Origin of the sequence: Dapis purpurea BLCC-M126, from assembly GCF_050015975.1 — a bacterium.
Classification (GTDB): Bacteria; Cyanobacteriota; Cyanobacteriia; order Cyanobacteriales; family Microcoleaceae; genus Trichodesmium.
Genome location: NZ_JBNHER010000164.1, coordinates 1 through 23,482, shown reverse-complemented (window position 1 = coordinate 23,482; position 23,482 = coordinate 1). Strand labels below are relative to the sequence as shown.

Genomic DNA, 23,482 nt, shown 5'->3' with positions numbered 1-23,482 from the left:
TGCTCCGCAAACGACCGCTCTCTTGGTCGATTGGATATGGCGTTAGCGGAGCGGCTCTGTTAAGAGCGGGAAACCTCGCCATCCCTCAACCGCTTTTTCCCCTATCCAAGGTCCGGCTTTAAACCAGAATTATTTAATTATTAATAATTAATAATTAATAATTGGGAAAGAGGAAAGAGGGAAGATGTGGGGAGAAATAATAAAAAAAATTCAACACTCCTTGAGATAATTTTTCCTCATTCTTGATGCACGAATAGACTTAACTTGCATAATTATATAGAGCTCTTAGGGGTTCTATAGAATGCTGCGTAAACATATCTCGTAACGTTTTATGGAACATGAAAAATGGAGTTGTGCGGTAGCAAAACAGCTATCAGTTAGGCTCTTATATCATGTGCCCCCTCCGGGGGAGCTACGAATTGCGGATATCACTTATAATAAAGTTTTTGTCTGTAATAGGGCTGAAGCCCTACTACGAGCTATAATTATGTATAACTATTTAACCGAACATAATATTATTCAAATTAATACATACAGCAATTCTGAAAGTTATGAGGTACAGTTTTGTCTGTTATTTTCTATTCCCTGTTACCTGTTTTCTGTTCCCTCAAACCTAAAATTTTGTACCTTACTAGTATGGGAATTGGTATAAATTAAATATTCAATCAAATAGAACCTCCCTAACACAAATTCACTTTTCTGTATCAGTCTATTAGGGGGTGGTTTTAGGACTACATCGCTAATTAATTTTTCAAGGCTTTCATCTAACACTCGCCCAGATCATTTTTTTACTTTTAATTAGATAAACCCACCTAAACTTACTTATATCTAAATTAAAACTTTCATTATAAAGAAAAAAACTGAAAATTTGAATAATTTAAGATTTTTTTTATACTCTACGAAATAGATATTTAATTAAATGTAAACTTATTTGAACACTATTCTTTTGCTAGTGTAAATATTCTTAAAATTATGTTGTGAAAAAAGACGATTTTGCCATGACTTTTATAGTTTATATGTTAGCATAAAGCATCTAATATTCAAAACTTAAATAATTCCATAATTACTTAAATTTAAGAGCTAGCTAAAACTTAGGAGATATTTACAAGTGAACTTAAGACCAATGGATAGCAAATTAGTTAAACAGACTAAATATTGGCCCTTGCTATTATCTGCCCTGTTGTTAAGTTCCTGTGGAGGTAGTGCACCACCACCAGCACCTCCAGCTACAGCAGTCGAAATAGCAAGAGTTGATGAGACTCAAGTTGCAGACAGCACAGAATATGTTGCAACATTAGAAGGAAAAGAAAAAGCAATTATTAGACCAAGAGTTGATGGACAAATAAGCCAAGTATTTGCATCATTAGGGAACCGTGTGAAAAAAGGAGACCCTATTCTGCAAATAGATCCTTCTCGACAACAGGCAGTTCTGGATAGTAATATTGCTCAAATAAGTTCAGCTAAGGCACAATTGGATAGTGCGGAAGCTCAACTAAGATCCTTGAGAGATGACAAAAGAGAACTAATAGCAGAAAGAAATTTAATTTCCGAACGGTCTAACTTAGAGAGTGCCGAAGCTAACCTCCGCCAAGAACGTCAGGAATTAAACAGGTTACTAGCTGAATTGAGGTCTCTATCTGAAGAAGCTAATTTACAAAATGCTGAAGCAAATCTTAGGTCAGAACGTCAAGAACTAAATAGATTAATTGCTGAGTTGAATTCTTTATCAGAAGAAGCACAACTAGAAGATGCTCAAGCAGCTTTACGAGCGCAGAAGGCTGAAAAAGATAGAAGAACAGCGGTACTAGAATACCAAAACATTGAACAAGAAAGATTTTCCACATTATATGAACAAGGAGTAGTTCCTAAAGAAAGGTTTGACCAAACTACTCGCGACATCAAACAAGCTGAAGCTGAAATAGATAATATAGACCAAGAAATTGAAGCAGCAGCAGCACGGGTAGAAAGTGCCGAAAAAGACTTACAACGTCGCACCACTACCCTAACCGCTCAAATAGCATCTCAAAGAGAAGTCATAGATGCAGCTAAAGCACAGGTAGAAAGTGCCAAAAAAGATCTAGAACGTAGCACCACTACCTTAACTGCTCAAATAGCAGCTCAAAAAGAAGTTATAGATTCATCTAAAGCACAGGTAGAAACTGCTAGAACAGACTTGGAGCGTCGCATTGAGACTCTAGATGCTCAAATTGCTAGTCAAGATGAACTTATTGCAGCTCAGGAAGCTCAAATCAATACAACTCGTGGTCAACTACAACAAGCTCAGGCAAATGCCGTAGCAGAACAGGTACAATTGCAATACTACGATATTGTTGCTCCCATTAGTGGGACACTTGGGGATGTAGGACCGAAAGTTGGTGATTATGTAGACCCCCAAACTGAGCTAACCACTATTCAGGATAATACCACTTTAGAAGTTAGAATTGATATTCCCATAGATCGACTACCTCAAATTAGACTAGGTACACGAGTTGATTTACTAAATCAAAGCACAGGTAAATTAATTGGTACCAGTCGGGTATCTTTTATATCTTCAGATACAGGTTTAGGAACTCAAACTGTTTTAGTCAAGACAATATATAACAATACTCAAAAGAAACTCCAAACTAACCAACAGGTAAGAGCAAGAGTTATCTGGGAAGAAGGTCAAGGCTTAACAATTCCAACTACAGCAGTTACCAAGATTGGAGACCAAGCTTTTGTTTTTCTTGCTGAAGAGAAAATAATGGATGGTGAGAAAAAGTTGGTAGCAACCCAGAAACCTATAAATTTAGGAAGTATTCAAGGTCAAAATTATCAGGTAGTTGATGGATTGAAAGGTAGTGATAATATTGTAGTTTCTGGGGTAGTCAAATTGCGAAATGGTGTGCCCATTAGGGATGAGTCTCAGTTAGGAAATCCAAGTGAATCTCAACCTCAAGAGTCAAAGGATGAATAATAGGTAATCAGGGGACTTAGGGGCGGGTTTCACCATTAAATTAACAACTTTTCATCTTGAGTCACATCAACCCGTCCCCAATGATACAATCCACCGTCCTGAAGGTAGGTTTATTTAATCTGAGGGTGAATATGAAAATTTCTAATAAAACCAGCCCCTACTATTGCCCCATTGTGTCGCTCTACTAAAAGTTTGGAACTCAATTAGCTGTATCGGTCCACTACAAATATTAACACTCAAAATAGAATTGCTATAGTATTATTTCAACTAGCATTTGTTGTACTTTATGTCAATAAAACCTTAAGTTCTATATCTATAATATAAACCCAATTACTAAATTTCTGAGAAGCTCATGCTCTTAAGTATTGCAGATAACTTTATTAAGCGGCCTGTATTAACGACAGTCTGCACAATACTGATTGTCCTAGTAGGCGTAATCAGTATTCCTTTATTGCCCATTGCCCAGTTGCCTCAGCTTGCCAATACACAGGTTCAGGTAACAACAAGTTACATTGGAGCTGATGCTCAAACGGCAGAAAATACAGTCACAACAATTCTGGAAAGGGAAATTAACGGTGTTGAAGACATGAAATATATGTACTCCAACACCAGTAATAATGGAACCACAAGTATTAATGTTGCCTTCCCCACCGAAATAGATCGAAATACCGCTCAGGTTAACGTTCAAAACCGAGTATCTCAAGCGGAATCAGGACTACCTGATGCAGTTAAACAAACGGGGGTAACAACTGAAAAATCATCTCCTAGTATCCTCTTGGTAATCGCTTTTAATCCTGAAGAAGACGAGAGTGGTAATTATCTATATGATGAGATTTTTATCAGTAATTACCTTGACCTGAATGTTAACGATCAGATTAAACGTATCACTGGTGTAGGTCAGGTTTCCTATTTGGGAGAACGTCAATATGCAATGAGGATCTGGTTAGACCCTCAAAGAATGACAGCTCGTGGAATTACTGCTCAAGATGTTGTAAACGCTTTACAAGAACAAAATATTCAAGTAGGTGCAGGAAAAATTGGTCAAGCTCCGGCAGCACCTGAGCAAAAATTTGAAATCCCTCTACGAGCAATTGGTAGATTCACGGAAGCTTCAGAATTTGAAGAAATGGTGCTAAAAGTAGGTGAAAATGGCACTCTGGTAAAAGTTAAAGATGTTGGGAGAGCAGAACTGGGAGCAGAAAATTATGAAATGATAGCAACTTATAATAACAGTCCAACAGTAGGGATGGCAGTTTATCAACTTCCAGGTAGTAACGCTCTAGAAACTGCCGGTGAGGTGAAAGCAACACTTGCAGAGCTGAGTAAGAATTTTCCTCCTGGATTAGAATATAAAATTGCTTATGATACAACTTTATTTGTAACTGTATCTTTGAAAGAGGTTGTTGTCACCCTTTTCCAAGCCGTTAGCTTAGTGGTTCTAATTATCTTTATATTCCTACAAGATTGGCGGGCTACCTTAGTTCCAGCTATTGCTATTCCTGTAGCTTTAATTGGGGCAATGGCAGGTTTGAAGATAGCAGGGTTTGAACTTAACACATTAACATTGTTTGCTTGTACCCTGGCATCAGGTCTAGTGGTAGATGACGCGATTGTAATTGTAGAAGCAGTCTCGACTAAAATTGAGCAAGGGATGAAAGCACGGCAAGCAGCATTAGATTCGATGGAAGAATTAACAGGTGCGACTATTGCTACATCATTAGTATTGATGGCAGTTTTTATTCCTGTTTCTTTCTTCCCTGGAACTGTGGGGATTATTTACAAACAGTTTGCACTGACTATTGCTTTCGCTGTTGCCTGTTCTACCTTTAACGCTCTTACCTTTTCTCCCACAATGTCTGCCCTATTATTGCGACCTAAGCAAGAAACAACAGGACCTCTAGGCTGGTTGTTTGATAAATTTAATCAGGGTTTTGGTTGGCTGCAAGACCAATATGCTAAATTTGTGAGGTTTCTCACCCGCATAAATGTATTGGTAATGGGGATTTTTATTGCGGGGTTAGTGGCAACTGTTTTGATGTATGGTATAGTCCCTGCTGGATTTGTGCCAGAAGAAGATCAGGGATATTTTCTGGTTCTCTATAGTGCTCCTGACGGTGTTTCAGTTAACTATACAGCTAGAGCGACAGAGAAAATTACAGATAAACTTTTGGAAATTGATGATATCGAATCTGCTTTTGGTGCTGCGGGATTCGGGTTTGACGGTAATAACCCTAGTCAGGGAATTATGTTCGTCTTGCTGAGACCTTGGGATGAACGACCTAATTCAGAACAGTCAGTTTATGGAGTTCTGAGAAAGGTCAATGCTTCATTACAGGATGTTACAGAGGTGAGAGCTTTTGCTGTTAATGCACCTCCTGTACAAGGAATGAGTAATACAGGTGGTTTTGAATTTCAGTTACAAGACCGCAGTGGTAACTTACCCATTGAAGCTTTAGTAGATAATGCTCAGAAATTAATTGGTGCTGTTAATTCTGACAAGTACCCTGCAACTCAGGGAGTTTTCACTCAATTCGCAGCTAATAAACCTCAGAAGCGGATAGAAGTATTGCGAGACCGAGCTAAAGCTCTAAATGTCAGAATTAACGATGTATTCTCGACATTGCAAACTTTCTTAGGTTCTTCTTATGTCAATGATTTTGTTCTAGGTCAACGTCAATATCGCGTTTATGCTCAAGCAGAACCACAATACCGCTCTAACCCTGAAGATATTAACCAATTTTATGTTCGTTCTCAAAATAACGAAATGATTCCCTTGGGTAGTCTGGTAAGAATAACTGACTTTACAGGCCCAGAAACAATTACTCACTACAATATTTTCCGGTCTCTGAAAATCCAGGGCAACCCCGCTCCTGGTTATAGTTCTGGACAAGCGATCGCTGCGATGGAGGCTGCTTCAGCAGAAGTATTAGACCCTGGTTTTGGTTATGCTTGGCAGGGTAGTGCTTTGGAAGAAAAATCTTCTGGTGGTTCAGCGCCAATCATTTTTGGTTTGGGGGTTGTGATGGTATTCTTGGTACTTGCAGCTCAGTATGAAAGTTACATTGACCCAACTATTATTATCCTGTCAGTACCACTGGCGGTATTAGGAGCACTTTGTGCAGTTTGGTTCCGAGCAAATGTGCCAATGGCAGGTGGAGTTTGGCCTGTAGTGACGAATGACGTATATTGTCAGGTTGCTTTGGTGATGTTAATTGGTTTGGCTTCTAAGAACTCTATTCTAATTGTGGAGTTTGCTAACCAGTTAAGGGATAAGGGTTTAGACATTACTAAAGCAGCGGTTACAGCAGCAGAACAACGTTTTCGGCCGATTCAGATGACTGCAATTTCTAGTTTGATTGGTTTCTGGCCTCTAGTTGTAGCTACGGGTGCAGGTGTAGGTAGTCGTTGGTCTCTGGGTACTGCAATATTTGGAGGAATGTTAGTTGGTACGCTTTTGAGTTTGTTGATTACTCCTAATTTGTATATAGCAATTAAGACTTTTGAGTCCCGATTTTTGAAGGGTGAAAAACCTGAGCAGTTAGATGAGGATAGTTTATCAGATTATGATGACGATCATCTTAATGGAAATGGATCTGTTGATAATAGTATCAAAGATCATCATAATGGGCATACTTTAACTAATGGTTCATTGGAAAATCAAGCTGATTCTACTACAGAAAGTGCTGATTCTAATATTGATGAGGCAGTTAGAAAGGAACCACAAACGCCTAAAAATTAGATAACAAAAATGATCGCTTGGTATAAAACCCTTACTAAGTTCTAATATCAAGTCGGAATAGTTAGTTACTGTAAGTCCGTAGCGACTGGAACAAAGTACAGGGAAGCAATCTATCTTTTACTTAAGATTGCTTCCTTTCTGTCGCAATGACAATTGTTTAACCTCCCTACTCCCTTAAAAAGGTTAAATTAATTTGGTACAGGTACTTATGACTTTATAATTTGGCTGAATTTAGCAGATCTTATATAGCATTTTTCACCTGTTGTGAGATTTTATTTTAAACTTCAAGTATTTTTGAAAAAGGTGGTTTGAGAGGATTTATTTATACAATAAGCTTACTGATAAGTACTGATATTAAATTAAATATTTAGTTAAATTGTAAATATTACTCTGTTATAAAGAAGATAGTACAGACATTTTAACAAGGATAAAAAGTAACCAAAAGACTAAATCTTAACTCCTTCAAGATTTGAGTGGTCTACTCAATTGAAAGGCCCGGCAAACCAAAATCTTCCTGAGCATTACCTTGAAGGATATAACCTGTACCTAATTGGTTTATCTTAGCATTACTGACGGTTTTTCTGGGCTTCAAGTTAATTATAATTGCATTACTAGGAGCTAAACCCTCTACTTCTAAATCTAAAACTGTTGGTATAGTAATCTTGTTCATTTCTATATCCTTGAATTCCTATTGTTTAACTATTAATAGTATCGCTTATTATTTGACTAAATTACAACTTTTTTGTATATATTTATTAAATATTTATGTATGATTTTTTTTATCAGTATATTCATCTAAAATAATATTAAAAAATCAGGGTGATCGCTGAGGATAATTATATAGTTTTAGATAATTAAACTTCAGAAAAATTACGGATTTTTAAAAAGCATATCTGCTAATTTTAAATAAATAGTTGTTTTACAGAAACAATCATAGTAAAATTACTGTATATTTACGCAGTAGTTTTCACTGATGTCAGCTTTAACAGAATATTCTCTGGAAAAATTATTTTTAGGTTGTGTTTGGCTGCGCGACATAACAATCTAGAGGCCACCCTAACATAAGCCTCTAAATATAACAATTATAAATGATTTTTGAGAATTTTTCTAATAGTTAAGATTGACGAAAAACCTTGAAAATGCTTACTCCTGACTCCTGCCTAACTACCACGAAAGTATTCCAATTGAAATAGGATTGCTATATCTTTTTGGATATTACTTGTTTATTCATCGTTGCCTAATTCCAAGATATTTCCTGTACAATCCAAATATAACTGCTAGGTGTCCCATAATACCTTCATCATCTGGCCTAAAGATTATTAAGATATGGAAAAGAATAATTTAGACCAATTGTCCTTGTGATAATTTCTAATCGGTAAGTCCTAATAGTTATAAAACTTTTAGTTATACAGGAGTTGTATCCATGCCTTTAAAAGTAGCCATCAATGGATTTGGCCGTATTGGACGTCTAGTATTCCGTGCTGGACTAAACTACCCAGACTTGATCGAGTTTGTGGGAATTAACGACTTAGTACCACCCCAGAATTTAGCTTATTTATTAAAATATGATTCAACTCACGGACGTTTCCAAGGGGAAGTAACCGCTTCTGATGATGGCATAACAATCAACGGAAAGTTGATTCCCTGTGTTTCAGTTAGAAACCCTGCTGAATTACCATGGAAAGAAAAAGGTGCAGATTATGTCGTCGAGTCTACAGGATTATTTACAACTTTTGATGGTGCTTCAAATCATTTGACAGCAGGTGCAAAGCGGGTAATTATTTCAGCTCCTACTAAAGATCCTGACAAAGTAAAAACTTTGCTGATGGGTGTGAATCATGATTTGTTCGATCCTGCTCAAGATACAATTGTTTCTAATGCTAGCTGTACTACTAACTGTTTAGCTCCTATTGCCAAAGTTATTGACGATAATTTTGGTTTGACAGAAGGTCTAATGACAACTGTTCACGCTATGACTGCTACTCAACCAACTGTAGATGGTCCAAGTAAAAAAGATTTAAGGGGTGGACGTAGTGCTGCTCAAAATATTATTCCTGCTGCTACTGGTGCTGCAAAAGCAGTAACTCTAGTTTTACCACACTTAAAAGGAAAACTAACTGGTATGGCATTCCGAGTGCCTACTCCTGATGTTTCTGTGGTTGATTTAACTTTTAAAACTGAGAAGTCAACTAGCTACAAGGATATTTGTGCAGCAATGAAAACTGCTGCTGATGGTTCGATGAAAGGTATTCTTGGCTATACTGAAGATCCTGTAGCTTCTACTGATTTTACCAGTGATCCTCACTCTAGTATTTTTGATGCAGGTGCAGGAATTGAACTCAATTCTAATTTCTTTAAAGTTGTTTCTTGGTATGATAATGAGTGGGGTTATTCAAATCGAGTTCTAGATTTAATGTTATCAATGGCACAAAAAGAAGGTATTTCTTAACTAATAGCTAACAACTGAAAAATTAAGTTATCAGGATTTACCCAAAAACCGGGTTTCTCGACGAAAATTCGTGTATTATCTGCAAATAATCATTGATTTCAACCCGATGTATTAATGGTAATATGTCAGTCTTAGTTATATGGGAGGCAGTTTCTGCCTCTAAAATACTTTCAAGAACAAATCATCTAAATTAAGTTTTAAGGAATCAGGTTTTATGTCTGAACTACCATCACTGAACACAGAAACTATTCAGGCAATTATTGATGAAAAAATAGATGACAATACTGTTAATCAATTAGTTTGGTATTATCTTGGTTATCGCTATGATGATACTACTGGTAAGTGGGATATTTCGAGGGTAGCACCAGAGTGGCGCGAAGACTATCCAGAACCTCCAAATTTTATTGAATTTCGTCCGCCCACTGTGAAGTTGACTCGCTCTATTCCTCGAGAAAATAAACAATTATTGAAACAAAAATTGGGTTTCAAAGGTTATAAAATTGGTGAGTTTACTCCTGTGCAAGCTCGTCGTGCTACTATGGCCAATTGGCTTTTAAGTTATATGGAAATTGCTCACAAATCTGGCTCAAATTAATATTTGGCTGAATTTTACTAATCCATAACACACCCATCTAATTGTTCTTTATTTACCTCAAAGAGATTAATTATATCTAAATGACTGTCTATTTTAACTTGTTCAATCCAACCTACATCTTTTGGTTGTAAGTAATAGATAAATTCTGGATCGATACTTGATGATTTTGTAGTTGAGCATACCTCTAATTCTAACCAAATTTCTTCAGGCTGATAAAATTTTCTGGTTATTTTGAGAATACTACCATTAGCAACTCTACCTTTAACAGTATTATCTCTGGTGCTAGTGAGTAATTCAATGGGTTCGTTTAATGTCTCAGTTGGAGAGTCGCTAGCACTAATCAATATGAATGAACCTACATCTAAGGATAAGGTCGGAGAAAATGTAGGAGTTGCTGATAAACTGGGTTTTTCGATCTTTTTCACAATCTGATTATCAGAAATATTGTTTGTTGGTTCTGTAATTTCAATTAAGTCAGTTGCTATAGGACTTAAAAAATATGCTAATATTCCCCCTAATCCCAAAAGTATAAAAATCCCTAACAGGTAAAACCACCCGCTTCTATATTCTGGTTTCTGCTCAACAAATGGCTTTTCTGAATGTGCAGACTTAACCTCTATAGGCAGGAGTGATAATTCTGTCATCTGACCTTTAGATGTTACCTGATAATGCACTAAAGCTACTGTCACATTATCATGCCCATTTTTGGTGTTAGCAATTTCTATTAATTTATCTCTAACTGTAGCTAGATCAATTTTTCCATCTAGTAATGGTAATATTTCTGTTTGCCAATATTCTTCTACTCGCTCTTTATCACTTAAACCATCGGAACAAATCAAGAAAATACTATCCTCATCTATAGGAAAACGTTGTACCGTGGGATGTAGAGCTATTGAGGTAGTAATACCCAAAGCTTGTACTAGGGCACCTGATGCAACTTGTTTGATGGCATCATTATATAGAGAATAACCTAATCTAACTTGACGACTAGCGACATCATCATCTACAGTTACTTGATAGCATCTGTTAGGAGTAATCCAGTAAGCACGACTATCTCCTATATGAGTGATGTAGATTTCGTGCAGATGGGCAAGTGCCATCACTAGGGTGGTTCCCATCCGTTGACGACCGTGGCGTTCCTCATTATCATTGCGATCGCAAATAGCATCATTGGCCGCACAAGCAGTTTCCTCTAACTTTGTAGTTATAGTTAGAGGATCGCCATTTTCCTGAATCTTTTGCAGTTGTTGGCACAGAACTTTAATTGCTAACTGAGATGCTTCTTCACCCCCATCTTGACCACCAATGCCATCACAAACAATGGCTACTGTTTTAGAACTAGGTGGATAGCTAATCACAGTTTTACTAGGTGGATAACAAGCATCTTCATTGTGAGAACGATTTGGTCCAGTATCTGTAGCCGTGGTAATGTGAACGCTCCGAAGTTGCGATCGCCCCAATACTTCTAAAGCTTTATCTAGTTGTTTTATTAGTAGATCGGCATTTTCTACTTTGCCTGCCATCATTTGCTGAGACAGTTGTTTCAAAAATTTTGCTACTGCTGGGTGAGAATTGCTCGCCCATTTCTGCCATAATCGACCTAAATGCTGCAATGTCACAGATTTTTCATCTGGCTGTAGTTCTAATAAACGTACTAATTGCCCTTCTACCCGCAAATTTTCTGAATTTAGTAAACTAGAACCTACTTTTTGCACATTCAACGGTTGCCAAAGTTGGGCTATTTGCCACAACCAGTTTAGCTGTCGCATGGGTGTAGCATTTTTCCATGCTGTAGCTATTTCTGGCATTAAGCTAGCTGTTCCTGGAATTATTGGCCCTCCTTCTAACAACCAAATTGGTGTAGTCTTTTTGTTTCCTGCTACTGACACCAGTCCAAAAACTTGAGGAATATGAAGTCGATAGGGAAATAATTTCAAATATGGTTCTATTGCACCCGGAATTTCTTCGGGGATCTGGGGCATTTTTTCTGGTTGAGTATCTAGTAAGATCCTACCAGACTGAACTTGATAGCGATCTGCTATTATTTCTCCTGGCCGATAGGTCTCGATCCCTTCACCTATAGCCCACAGGTAGTGTTTTGGCATAGTGTTTTGCATCAGGGGTCCTCACCGCTTTCGGCCATTTCTTTGAATTAGAGATTTCTCTTGATTATCTATGCTGCTTGGATTAGGTCTTTGTGCCTTAGTTTTCCGGATAATTCCAATATCTAAAAAAGCCAATTACTAGTTGTCAGTTTTTGATATTAAACTATTGTACCCTTATTATATATACGTTTGATACAATTAAGACAGTTAAGATTTTCTAAAAATTTTGCAGTAAAGCTATAAATATTATCTAAGTCGTAAGTTGTAGCCTGTTAGTTCCAGTATATATTGTTCCAGTCTTATGAGGTTTACTTATGTCTCAATATTCTGATTCTAGCCCTTCCAGTAATTTTACTAATCAAGAAACTAATAATGAGCAGTCATTACCTCCAATAGAGATAGATGAATTGCTGACTCAAGTGAAACATTCTCATGGATTATATTACAAAATGGTTAATCTTGAAATTTGGGCTTTAGTGGAAACTCTAGAGGAATTTTTCCCCGGTGCTTGGAATCAATTTATGGCCAATCGTCGGGTCTCCATGAAGCAATTTTTGCAACATTCTCAGAATAACAAGGTAGAGATGTGATTAATTATTATTTAACCCGATAACATTACCGTTATCGGATTTGATTAGATATTAAATTTGAGTTTTGTTGGCATTGCTACTGAGCTTCAGCATCAACATCTACTCTAGGTAGTCCTAGACTATAGTTATTGACACGACTACCAAGATTATAAGTAATTTCACCTGATTGTAATAGCAATCGGACAAAATGTTCTAAATCAGAACCTATACAACGGAGGTTATATTCAGTTAAATCTGACCCGCTGTAAGATTCTACCAATTCGTCAAACTTTCGGTAAACCTGTTCCACAGCACTATCATTCCAGTTCAGTTCATTATCGGGATCAATATCTAAAGTTAATACCTTATCATCAGGAACAAGTTCATTCTTTTCCACGATTCCTGCAAAAATACGAATATGTCTAGTTGTTGACTTTAATGGCATAGCTAATTCTCTCTGTGTTACTTTTTGTTAAATTCTATCTTAAGTGCTGTCTTGGCAGATAGTATAACAACATAATCCTAATTTATTAATTAGGTACTACTTACTGGTATATTTTTTATTCTCTGGATAAAAATTAAGCAAATACTCACTCCCATTCTGGACCGATTAACTCACCTTGTAACTTCCACTTACCTAAGTTGGGGTCATCAACTTCTAACAATCCACTATACAATTCTTGCTTGGCATAAGGACTTTCTAAAACAGGCCAATTCTCTAAAATCCTTTTCTCCCCATTAATAACAGCATCCCCAATACCACCATCTTGGTCATAAGTCATAATAATGCGATCGCCTGCTAAACTCATGTAACTCAAACGGCCCTGACTATTCCATTCACTATCATCAACTTCAGTTTTATCCAACGCCTGCTTCAAACTTTCAAAATCTCCAACATCAGCTACCCTTGCCACATCAGTCACCCAAGCAGTTTTTCTCCCCTTGGCAACCATTGCTTGATAATCTTTATATCTAGATTTCTCAGAGACTGGTATCTGTAAATTTACTTCATCTCCCCAAGGTCTAGCACATAGCCAAATATTTTCGATGCGCCAAATATACCAATCTTTATATTTTGTTGGTTCACCATAACGCTTTGGTAAGACTAAATGTGATCGCGGAGGTACTCCCGCTTGTAAATCTCGATCATTGAGAATTAATTGAAAAATGACTGCCCCTTTTTCCTGAACATATTGGTCTCCAGGGCTACGACCAGTTGCCTGCGCTCCATGATAAGTACCTGCTAAAGTTACTACTGCATTATTCATACTATTTATATCGCGCACCACTAACTTATAAGTAGCATATTGTGCCCTAATTGTACCCTCAACTTGATAACTACGAGTAGGCTCTAATAAAGTTCCTAAACTATAATCCTGGGTTATATAAAAGGTCTCCCATAAACCATTTCCTTGAGAGTAGCTATAGTAAATAGGATGACTTGCCCTTAGTTTAAATGGTAATGGTACTTGCTTACGAGCTAATGCCCGCAAATGTTCTGGGGGACGATATTTACTGAGAGCTGGTGCTAATGCTAATCTAGCACTACCTTTTCCCATTGTTTCTGCTGCTTCAGTTCCATCTCCCCACCAGATCCAAGCTACTGTACTTAACCCACTATTCCAGGTATTGCGATCAAAGCCTCGACTTTCAGCACCTCCAGCAGTTCCCCAACTTAGTCTTAATGCCATATTAGTTGCGTACCAATCTAGCAAAGCTTTGGCCAGTTTTTTTAATTCTGGGTCACGAGCAAAATCATAGATATTAAGCAATCCACCAATACTATATCCATAATAAGTAGAAGAATGAAATTCTCCTTGTCCAATAGTTAAAAATTTATTCAGTTCACTTCGTAACCATGCCTCATTTGTAGCTTCACTGGCTGGATCTCCGACTGGCCAACCACTCCCATCCATCAATGCTAAACCGGATGCACGTCCCATAAACATATGATTTTCTGTTCCAGTTTTTGTCCACTGTAGAACTTTCGGTAGCTGTAGTTGATTTTTGTAAGATGTTAATATTTCTGACGGCATTTTGTCTCGAAACAAAAAGAAAATCCGCACATCTAAATAACTGCGGAAATGATAAATGCTTGGTTTATCTTTATCTAGTTGCAGCAAAATTTTCCAAGTTTTTTCTTGATTATAAAGTTTCTCTACTGGTTCACCTTCTAAGCTTAATCTAGCTAAAATTACTGGTAGTAAATATTTATGAGGATCTCCTATTTTTCTTTTTCTCCACCAAATATCTAATTCTTCTAAGTCTATGGCTGCTAGTTTTTTACGAATTGCTAAACTTCGCTCTTCCAATTTATTTTCTTCTTCCCCAATTTTTTGTTGTAATACTGTTGTTATTTGTCTTTTTTCTGTTGATTTTATTTGATTATTTTTTTGACATCCAAATATTATTAAGTTCAATATTAGAGTAGTAATGATTGCTAGGATTTTATAGGTTATTTGCTGAGATTTCATGTTTTTTTTAATTCTTGGAAATTATTGTATAATGGTGATGGTTATCTAGATTAGAAAATAATCTCTATTTGAAATTAGATTTTTCCATAACAATTAATATTGCTATTTACCCAGCGGAGCTGATTAATAGACTCTTGATCAATTAAAGATTAAAGCTTGAATACAGTCTAGGGTTAAATAATTCATAATAGCAAAGGTGGTGGTTTAGTCACTAAAAAAAGAAGAATAGCTATGTTTAAGTCCTCTTGATATAGAAACAAATATTCAATCTGTTATGGTTTACCTATCCTTAGTTGAGTGTTCCTTATCTCCTTTTTTAAATTTGCTTATACTTTAAAATCTCTAATTCAAATAATTGACATCATATTATTGAATTTGATAAGATAGAGTTTGAGTATGACTTGCTTCTGGTTTAGAAGTATATATTTTAAAAAAATTCTCATGCTTCATTTTTATTCTTGAAAATTTATAATTTTTAATATTTTGAGTAAATAATTATACTTTAAATAATGTGACAGAAATCACTAATTATTATGAGATATATCACCTGGAGTCAAGCTTTTTATCACAGTTATTAATTGTTAAATAGGAAATACTAAAGGTAGTGAGTTATAACAATTAACTTTTATGGATTATCTACATCAAGCTTTTCTACCGGAAGTAATCATTACAGAATTAGTATTCCAAGTTTATCGATCTGGTATCTTGACTCAAGAGCAAAGACAACAACTGAGAAATTTATTTTTATACCATAATCTGAGTGAAGAAGATACAACAGCAATTAATCGATTACTTCATGCAATTCGTCGTGGATGGCTCAAGATGGCTGATTAAAAACTTTCCTATTCTGCTTGACTAATAAAAAAAATTATAATATGGAAAAATCCTTTTCTGATAATTTGAATAACCCCAAAAGTTAAGCAATTTTATATCTATCGACTTATAAAAAATGGGAATTATGCCACTAAAAATTTTTCAGTTATAGAGGTCTGATGTAGAAAGACCTCTATAATAATTTATGTGATTTAAAAATGATTGAAAAAATTGCTTCAGAGAATATGATGATTGTAGTTTGAGATAAAAATCGTGGTTTTGGGTAAAATTAACTTATTTTTAAGTTGTTACCATTATTCTCAAATTCATAAATGAGTGATATTTATATCTCTTGGTCAGAGTATCATCAAACAATTGAATATCTAGCAGCAAAGATTTATCAATCCCAATGGGAGTTCAATCACATTGTCTGTTTAGCTAGGGGGGGAGTAAGAGTAGGAGATATTCTCTCTCGCATTTTTAGGAAACCTTTGGCAATTCTATCTATTTCTTCATATAGTGGTATTAAGGCTCAGCAGCGAGGTAATATTAAAATAGCAAAAAACTTGACTATGACTACAGATACTTTGGGTAGTCATGTTTTATTAGTTGATGATCTGGTAGATTCCGGAATTAGTATTAAAGAATCCATTAATTGGCTTCAAGATAATTATAGTCAAGAAATTCAGGAAATTAAAACAGCTGTTTTATGGTATAAAGCTTGTTCAATATTTGAGCCTAATTACTACGTTGATTATTTGGCTGATAATCCTTGGATTCATCAACCGTTTGAGATATATGAACAAATAAATCTTGCTGATTTAACTTTTGCCAAGATAGGTAGTGATATTAATTTTGATTAAATAATTAATTTATGGGTAAACTGACTCAGGGTTATTTCAGTAATCAGTTACCAGTACCTCTATCAGTACCTCAAATCTGAATTAAGAGCCTTGAAATACAGAATTTTATTTTTGCTCCCCTTGAAAGGGGAGGCTTAAAACCTTATTTTTTGGGCATAATTTTTTTTATCGTAAGTCAATAAATACCCACATTAAATTAATTTCTATATTATCATATCCAGGCTAAATTTTTCAAAAATGGCAATTGCCTAATTTTCTATTTCAAATAGTACCACTACAGGGAAGTAAAAATTCAAAAGTATTGATTAGTAAGCTTTTGATGATTTTGTAACTGGTTAATTATTTCCACGATCCTTTAACAGTAACTTGAGGTTGAGGTTATGTGATATAGTTCTATCATTACTGAGAGTTTCTCTATATTTATTTGTATTTGATTTTTTATGTCTACTTCTAAACTAACGTTGAATTTGGTAGAAGGATCTATATCTTTTGATTTTACTCCTGAAGCTGCAAAAAATTTACAAAGTACGATAGCTGAATTAATGCAGCAATTAAAATCTGTTGCTGCTAAAAATGCTGCTGGTGGTTCTAGCAAACCAACTCCACAAAAACCTACAGAATATCTGTATACAGGAGATGTGTTTTTAGAAATATTCTGCAATCCTAATATTTGGCCTAGTCCTTTTGCTGCTAAAGTTTTGATTACTTTACGAGATGAGCGGATCCGGATTACTACTGAAGCTGAACTTACTAGAGTTTATGATGATATTAATCAATATTTAGAGCAAGTAGAATAATATTTTTGATATTTAAGAATATCAAAGTAGACAGGAGCTAAACTCATTCATTGTTACTTGTTTACCACGACCAAATATTTTTCTTAGCTATTGTACAGGGTTGAATTTGAAATCCTCCCTTTGCTCATGAACTATCGAGAATTAATACATTGCTATAGCATGATAATTTTCTGTTTCGGCAAGTTTATTTATCCTGAACAAAAAAAGAATTATTGAAAAGCAAAGTCTAGAAAATTTTCTAGTAGATGAGGATGAATTAAATTATTTGAGACTCTTCCGTTAAATCAAAGTCTAACGGGAAAGTCTCAATACCAAACCCTAAATTTTACTATTTCGCACGGAAGTACAGAGATACTTTTTGATTCCTGATGCCTAAAAAACTTAATCTTGAGTAAAGATACTATAAGAGAGTATTTTTCAAGAAAATATTAAAGTTTTAAGCGATGAGATGAATTTACCAAATAATTAATAATTATAGCTCTTGTTACATAGATAAACTGGCAACATAAAACCATCTTTCGACTTTCCTCAAATCATAATTTTTTACCTCATTTATTTGAGGTAAAAAATGTTTATAAGAATATTGCTCAAGAAATAGCATTTCTCAAGTTACAGAGATAAAGTTATTTTTATTCTTTTCTATTCCCTGTTTCTCAAATTACTAATCCCTACTCTCTATTCCCTAGAACCAACGAATTTTGTACTTCACGCTTTTTGTAAATTGCTATAGATAAATCCAATATTCAATATTTAATCATATTAATTACTATAATATTATCTGTAAACAATGCAAAATCAAGCAATAAAAAAATCAGATAAAACCAATGGAATTAATTACAAATAGCAATGTGCATCGAGAGTATCAACTTTCAAAATTTGATAGTCAAATGAGACTTGCGCCCTATTATGGTGTAATAAATTGGTATCAACATCCAATAGATTCTCATAGATTGAAAATAGCAATTCAACAAATAGTAGATACTGTGCCAATTTTGGCAGGGAGATTGGTAAAGAAATTGTTTTCTCCATTAAAAGTTGTATGTAACCCACAAAAATCTGGTGTTGGTTTTATTGATATCGATCTAGATGAACAGGAGATAAATCTTGATAACTTATTAGATGCAAAAAGTTACGTAAAAAATGAATTCAATATTCCCAAAAATTCTTCAGATGCTATTAATAAAGATACTCCATTACTGTATGTAATTTTGAATCATAATCAAAACTATTATGGGGTAACTATTTTTATAAATCATATCCTAGCAGATGGTGGAACATATTTTAAATTATTAGAATATCTTTCTCAAGCTTATGAAGATCCAGAATATGTTGCTAAATCTGAACCATTATTTACAATTCACTTTAATAAAATAGATGACTTTATTGAAGCAAGTTTTAAACAATTATCATGGAAAGATAAACTTTTAAGTTCAACATCTTTTCTTGTTTTTATCTTGAAGGATTTTTTTCAAAATAAGAATAATTGGAGTTATCTTGAATGTATCTTAACTAAAGAAAATTTAAATTCAATCAAGGAGAAAAATAAAAATCTGTCTCAGGAAGAAAGTGCTTATAGCACAAACGATGCTTTATTTGAATTTTTATCAGTTGTTCCTATTAAAAGATTTATTTTTCCTTGTAATCTAAGATATAGAAATGTTGGTATACCTGAAAATTATTTAGGAAATGCTGAAGCTTTTGTCTCAGATTTAACTAAGCCAGAAAACAATTATATGTTAAAGCATACTGATGTGAGAAAATCAATCAATCAACTTCCAGGAATATACAGTTTTTTACCCACTTTTAATAGCAAGTATATGTTTCATAATTCATGGGTTAAATTACAAAATTATTTACCTGGTTTTGGTGGTAAATTAATCCGGCAAAAGCTATTTGAATTTGATGATATACCAAAAGATGTATTATCCTTTGCCGTGAAATATTCACAGATATACAGATATACAGAAAATGAATATTTATTGATATATATCAATTTAAAAAATGTTGTTTCCCAAGTGGAAAAGAAGTTAATAAATTTGGGTGTAGAAGATATTATTATTAAAACATCATAATCAAGTAGATAATAATCACAAATTACCGAAGAATTAAAGTAAAAAGGCTTTCCATTCATGGAAAAAAAGTTGTCTTTCGGCTATCGCTGGCATGAAAAGTGAAGTTTCCCGTAGGGAGCGATGGCGTTTAGCGCTTTGCACAACGGCTATCGCCGACATGAAAAACTCTGCGGACTTGAATTGCCCAGCAGATCTACAAGAGTGGGTTTCCGTTCCCTCTGGAAAGCTAAGGGTTTTTCTGCGGAATACTGCGCAAACATTTCGGGCAGTGAAACCCAATATCGAATCGAGCAAGAGAAGAAAAAAATTCCTTTTAGCCAATCCTTCTATTATGGAATAGGTAATTATTAATTATTAATTGTTGAAATCTGCCTCAAAAATCAATGAGTTTTCAAGTTGCTAGTTATTCAGATTAAAAAAACCTAGATTTAGCTAGAAAATATACTCTCTAGGGAAAAATATTCTCAAACAACTTCTCACTTGCTTCTATCCGCGTTATATTACCAGTACAGTCTATTTCTCATCTTGTAATAAGAGAGAAATTACTATTTGATATTGAGTTAACTTACACTTATGAATCCTGATAATCTGACCCAACTAGTACAAAAAGGATTTCGTGTTACCCTAGGTGCCACATCCTTTTTTATGGAGACTTTGCAAGACTCTAGTAAACGGGATGAAAATTTGAATAAATTAAATTCTGATTTTAATCAATTAACTGAGGAATGGGCTGAAAGAGGAGAGATGACTGAACAGGAAGCCCGAAATTTTGTTGATACAATCTTGAATCAACAAAATAGTCAAGTCAATACGGATAGTACAACTGTTTCTTCTAGTCCTGCTTCAGGTTTTGTACAATCAGATATACAAAGAGATTTGTTAGAACTAACTAAAGAAATAGCTAATCTACGGACTGATTTACAAGAATCTCAGGAGTCAGAGTCTCAGAACTAAGTTTATTTTAAGATTTTTCTGCAAAGAAAAAAATATTTGACACATCACAGGATTCTGTTCTAGATGTGTCTTATAACAGTATTAACTTATTAATAAGTCCTGGAAAAGTAGGATAAATTTTCAATCCTAACTCAGCTAAAAATTTTTAATTTAGCTGAGTTAGGGTTTTATTTAGTCGTTGTCCCATTTTTCGTTACCTATCAGGTCGCCAATTCTATCCCTGAGTAGAAAGTCACACTCTTCTAATTCACCCTCTACACAAGCCCATTCCCGAGCGGGAATGTATTGGCAAAGAGTATAAATAGGCTGCTGACGACTGAGAACTCCTTTGTGTACAAGTTCTGCTGCTTCGTCCCTGATAATGTCTAAAGAATATTGAACTGTGGTGTAAGTCATGGTCACCCTCTTGGCCTAGCTTGAGTAATTGTCGGCGCTACGGCGCTATTAATAATATAAGGCAAAATTGCTAATTCTGAATGTTAATTTTTTCAGTATATATAGTTACAATTTGTTATCTTATTTTGATAAGTATTCTAAAAGTCATCAGACCAACACATGAGCTAATGTGTTAGTCCAAATTGCATTGATATACTTTGAACTTGTACCCATCAGCTAGCTAATTTAGGATTTATCTAGTCTTTATGCCTAAAATAACCGTCTTCCCAATATCACTTGGATTAGATTTTGTCAAAAATCAGGTGATATTTTTTTATATTTTAGATATAAAACAAAAAAATTGCTTAGGACATAGACTGATGATGAATTAGACTGGGAAATGTTTTTCTAGCTATTCTCTGTTTATTCCCTGCTATCGAGAGATACTGGGAAATCTTTAAATAAAAGCTCTAGAGCAATAGCTTGAGCTTTTGGCATTTGTCCATAACAAAAGATATAGGGTATCTCTGATAACAGTTCTGGTGAAAACTGTTTCAAGGTATACTGACTACCGTATATGATTAGACCTTGCAGTTCATCATTTCTTAATAATATTTTAATTAGGTCTTGTGATGCTTGTGTTAAACTAGCTATTTTGCCAAAAGGATTACCACGAATAAATATTTGCAGCAAAGTCAAGCTATTAGGGATAAGGTTTTGAAAAGCTTCTAAATTATTATCAATTAGCTGTGGTTGATAACCATATTTTTCCGGAATAGTGATCGCTGGAGTATGATTACCCAAGAAAGGACTGTTAAGTATATCCTGTACAAATAGTAAGTTGCGTAAATGCCGATCATCTGTATTTGGAGAAAAAACACACCCTCCTAATTGAATAGACTCTTGCAAAATTTGAGCTACAGTTTCTTGTGCCTGTGATTGAGCTAACTTTTCAACTAAATTATATGTAGGAGGTGAGAAATCATCTGGTACTTTTTCATTTCCCGATTCCCAGGTAGGATAAACTCTTGTTTTAGCTTGCCAAATTCTTTGTAAAGACTCATCAATTCGTGATTCAGAAATACGGCCTTGACTCACCGCATCACAAACAGCATTAATTGTCACCTCTGCATCTAGAGGCATAAGTAAAATATCTGCACCAGCTTCCACAGCTAAAACAGACGCCTCGGCCAAACCATAACGATTAGCGATCGCTCCCATTACCAAAGCATCAGTCACAACCAAACCACTAAAACCCAACTTTTGGCGCAACTGACCTGTGATAATTTTGTGAGATAAAGTTGCTGGTAGTTCTGCATCCCAGGCCGGAATCAATAAATGGGCACTCATCACAGAATCTACCCCAGCAGCAATCGCCTCAACAAAAGGAGATAATTCAACTTCTGCCAATCTACTTTCCGAGTGAGGTATAACTGGTAAATCAAAATGAGAATCAACTGCCGTATCCCCGTGACCAGGAAAATGTTTAGCAGTCGTCAACACCGGATATTCTTGAGCACCTCGAATAAAAGCCCTTGCCAATTGACCAACTAATTCCGTCGTTTCTCCAAAAGCCCGAATATTAATCACTGGGTTATCAGGATTATTATTCACATCTACAACTGGAGCTAATACCCAATTCAAACCAATAGCCACAGCTTCTTCAGCTGTAATAGCCCCCATAATTTCAGCATACTCTTGGGCTTTTTTCAGATTAGTTTGAGCAATAGCAGCGATCGCCATGGGTGGAGGAAACCAAGTAGCCCCTGGAAACCTTTGACCAACTCCTTCCTCAATATCAGCAGCTAACAGCAAGGGAATTTTTGCCCAAGACTGAAGTTGTTGGATGCGAGTTGCTAAGTCTACAGCACTCCCACCCACAAAAATCACCCCTCCAATGCCCAACTCTTTTACCCAATATTGAAGCTTACTGTTAGGAGGTTCCCAGTCTGGATAACGAATTTGGTCGTCAAATAAATGGCCAGAGGATCTCACTACGACCATCTGAGCGACTTTTTCTGCTAAATTCATAGTTTAGTAATGGGGAATTTAGGAATAGGTTACTCTATTGTTTCTGCCTGAGACTCTGAATCTGCAATATCTTCTGTTTCCTGTTGTTGCCGTTCCTGGGAAATTTGGTTTAACAGTGATATAATTTCAGTCCCACGCTCTAGAGAGCGGTCTTCAATAAAGATAACTTCTGGAGTTCTACGCAGACGTATTCTGTGGCCTAACTCACTACGGACATAGCCAGTAGCAGATCTTAGACCTGCCATAGTTTGAGACCTCACTTCGTCAGATCCATAGATACTTACAAATATTTTAGCGTGTTGTAAGTCTCCAGAAACATCTACATCTGTGACGCTAACCATACCAATACCTACCCGGTTATCTTTAATACCATGGAGCAACATCTGGCTGATTTCCTGCTTGATTAATGAAGCAACCCGGGAAACGCGACGACCTGTAGCCATGATCATTACCCCCTACAATTTCATACTCACCATATCTATATTAGTACCTTCATTAGACTTATGGCAGCTTTTTGTAACTTGGCTAAAATTAATTAGAGTTTGCTGAAACAGTATTATGAGTGAGGGTAGGAGTCAGTAGTTAGGATAATGTGAACTATAGAGGAGGTAGGAGAACATTTTTGGAGTATTAAGTAGGGTTGGCGCTCAAAAGAATGAAAGTGTTTACTGATATTGCTTTTGGCATTTT

At 35.4% G+C, this 23,482-nt stretch carries 17 protein-coding genes; 10 read left to right on the top strand and 7 right to left on the bottom strand.

Annotation, left to right across the window (positions count from 1 at the left end; all coding sequences use genetic code 11):
- Positions 1 to 1,108 precede the first annotated feature (1,108 nt).
- Both ACP6PL_RS14970 and ACP6PL_RS14965 read left to right on the top strand, forming a co-directional pair.
- Positions 1,109 to 2,956 (top strand): efflux RND transporter periplasmic adaptor subunit, encoded by a 1,848-nt coding sequence (locus ACP6PL_RS14970; protein WP_426546062.1) that lies wholly within the window; start codon positions 1,109 to 1,111, stop codon positions 2,954 to 2,956.
- Between the two features lie 352 nt (positions 2,957 to 3,308).
- Positions 3,309 to 6,695, top strand: coding sequence for an efflux RND transporter permease subunit (locus ACP6PL_RS14965; RefSeq protein ID WP_426546061.1), 3,387 nt, complete (start codon positions 3,309 to 3,311; stop codon positions 6,693 to 6,695).
- Between the two features lie 478 nt (positions 6,696 to 7,173).
- Here the strand turns inward: ACP6PL_RS14965 and ACP6PL_RS14960 are convergent, their stop codons facing one another.
- On the bottom strand, positions 7,174 to 7,365 hold the full coding sequence (locus tag ACP6PL_RS14960) for a hypothetical protein (RefSeq protein WP_426546060.1): 192 nt from the start codon (positions 7,363 to 7,365) through the stop codon (positions 7,174 to 7,176).
- Between the two features lie 753 nt (positions 7,366 to 8,118).
- Between ACP6PL_RS14960 and gap the strand changes: the two genes are divergently transcribed.
- Together gap and ACP6PL_RS14950 are read left to right on the top strand one after the other, a co-directional pair.
- Positions 8,119 to 9,144 carry a type I glyceraldehyde-3-phosphate dehydrogenase gene (gap, locus tag ACP6PL_RS14955; protein ID WP_426546059.1) on the top strand — a complete coding sequence of 342 codons (1,026 nt, stop codon included), beginning with the start codon at positions 8,119 to 8,121 and terminating at the stop codon, positions 9,142 to 9,144.
- Positions 9,145 to 9,358: 214 nt separating this feature from the next.
- The gene (locus ACP6PL_RS14950; protein ID WP_426546058.1) at positions 9,359 to 9,739 is read left to right on the top strand and encodes a DUF1823 family protein; all 381 of its coding nucleotides are present in this window, start codon (positions 9,359 to 9,361) and stop codon (positions 9,737 to 9,739) included.
- 17 nt (positions 9,740 to 9,756) lie between these two features.
- Here the strand turns inward: ACP6PL_RS14950 and ACP6PL_RS14945 are convergent, their stop codons facing one another.
- Entirely contained in the window at positions 9,757 to 11,844 is a 2,088-nt protein-coding gene (locus tag ACP6PL_RS14945; RefSeq protein ID WP_426546057.1) for a protein phosphatase 2C domain-containing protein, read from the bottom strand.
- Positions 11,845 to 12,158: 314 nt separating this feature from the next.
- On the opposite strand from ACP6PL_RS14945, the gene ACP6PL_RS14940 reads away from it, so the two are divergent.
- Complete coding sequence (locus tag ACP6PL_RS14940) at positions 12,159 to 12,434, top strand: hypothetical protein (protein ID WP_426546056.1); 276 nt, start codon at positions 12,159 to 12,161, stop codon at positions 12,432 to 12,434.
- A 76-nt stretch (positions 12,435 to 12,510) separates the two neighbouring features.
- Here the strand turns inward: ACP6PL_RS14940 and ndhM are convergent, their stop codons facing one another.
- Entirely contained in the window at positions 12,511 to 12,858 is a 348-nt protein-coding gene (gene ndhM, locus ACP6PL_RS14935; RefSeq protein ID WP_426546055.1) for an NAD(P)H-quinone oxidoreductase subunit M, read from the bottom strand.
- A gap of 145 nt (positions 12,859 to 13,003) precedes the next feature.
- Positions 13,004 to 14,887, bottom strand: a complete 1,884-nt coding sequence (locus ACP6PL_RS14930; protein ID WP_426546054.1) for a hypothetical protein — start codon at positions 14,885 to 14,887, stop codon at positions 13,004 to 13,006.
- Positions 14,888 to 15,514: 627 nt separating this feature from the next.
- Between ACP6PL_RS14930 and ACP6PL_RS14925 the strand changes: the two genes are divergently transcribed.
- The 5 genes from ACP6PL_RS14925 to ACP6PL_RS14905 all read left to right on the top strand — a co-directional run bounded on the left by ACP6PL_RS14925 (position 15,515) and on the right by ACP6PL_RS14905 (position 20,386).
- The gene (locus ACP6PL_RS14925) at positions 15,515 to 15,721 is read left to right on the top strand and encodes a hypothetical protein (RefSeq protein WP_426546053.1); all 207 of its coding nucleotides are present in this window, start codon (positions 15,515 to 15,517) and stop codon (positions 15,719 to 15,721) included.
- 311 nt (positions 15,722 to 16,032) lie between these two features.
- Complete coding sequence (locus ACP6PL_RS14920) at positions 16,033 to 16,563, top strand: phosphoribosyltransferase (RefSeq protein WP_426546052.1); 531 nt, start codon at positions 16,033 to 16,035, stop codon at positions 16,561 to 16,563.
- A 440-nt stretch (positions 16,564 to 17,003) separates the two neighbouring features.
- Positions 17,004 to 17,360: a hypothetical protein gene (locus ACP6PL_RS14915; RefSeq protein WP_426546051.1), complete on the top strand. Its 357-nt coding sequence runs from the start codon at positions 17,004 to 17,006 to the stop codon at positions 17,358 to 17,360.
- 824 nt (positions 17,361 to 18,184) lie between these two features.
- Positions 18,185 to 19,432, top strand: coding sequence for a hypothetical protein (locus tag ACP6PL_RS14910; RefSeq protein ID WP_426546050.1), 1,248 nt, complete (start codon positions 18,185 to 18,187; stop codon positions 19,430 to 19,432).
- 573 nt (positions 19,433 to 20,005) lie between these two features.
- The gene (locus ACP6PL_RS14905; RefSeq protein ID WP_426546049.1) at positions 20,006 to 20,386 is read left to right on the top strand and encodes a hypothetical protein; all 381 of its coding nucleotides are present in this window, start codon (positions 20,006 to 20,008) and stop codon (positions 20,384 to 20,386) included.
- Positions 20,387 to 20,557: 171 nt separating this feature from the next.
- Here ACP6PL_RS14905 and ACP6PL_RS14900 read toward each other — a convergent pair whose 3' ends face one another.
- The 3 genes from ACP6PL_RS14900 to rbfA all read right to left on the bottom strand — a co-directional run bounded on the left by ACP6PL_RS14900 (position 20,558) and on the right by rbfA (position 23,235).
- Positions 20,558 to 20,782 (bottom strand): DUF4327 family protein, encoded by a 225-nt coding sequence (locus tag ACP6PL_RS14900; RefSeq protein ID WP_094673787.1) that lies wholly within the window; start codon positions 20,780 to 20,782, stop codon positions 20,558 to 20,560.
- Between the two features lie 402 nt (positions 20,783 to 21,184).
- Positions 21,185 to 22,792 carry a glycoside hydrolase family 3 N-terminal domain-containing protein gene (locus ACP6PL_RS14895; RefSeq protein WP_426546048.1) on the bottom strand — a complete coding sequence of 536 codons (1,608 nt, stop codon included), beginning with the start codon at positions 22,790 to 22,792 and terminating at the stop codon, positions 21,185 to 21,187.
- A 29-nt stretch (positions 22,793 to 22,821) separates the two neighbouring features.
- On the bottom strand, positions 22,822 to 23,235 hold the full coding sequence (gene rbfA, locus ACP6PL_RS14890) for a 30S ribosome-binding factor RbfA (protein WP_426546047.1): 414 nt from the start codon (positions 23,233 to 23,235) through the stop codon (positions 22,822 to 22,824).
- Positions 23,236 to 23,482 lie beyond the last annotated feature (247 nt).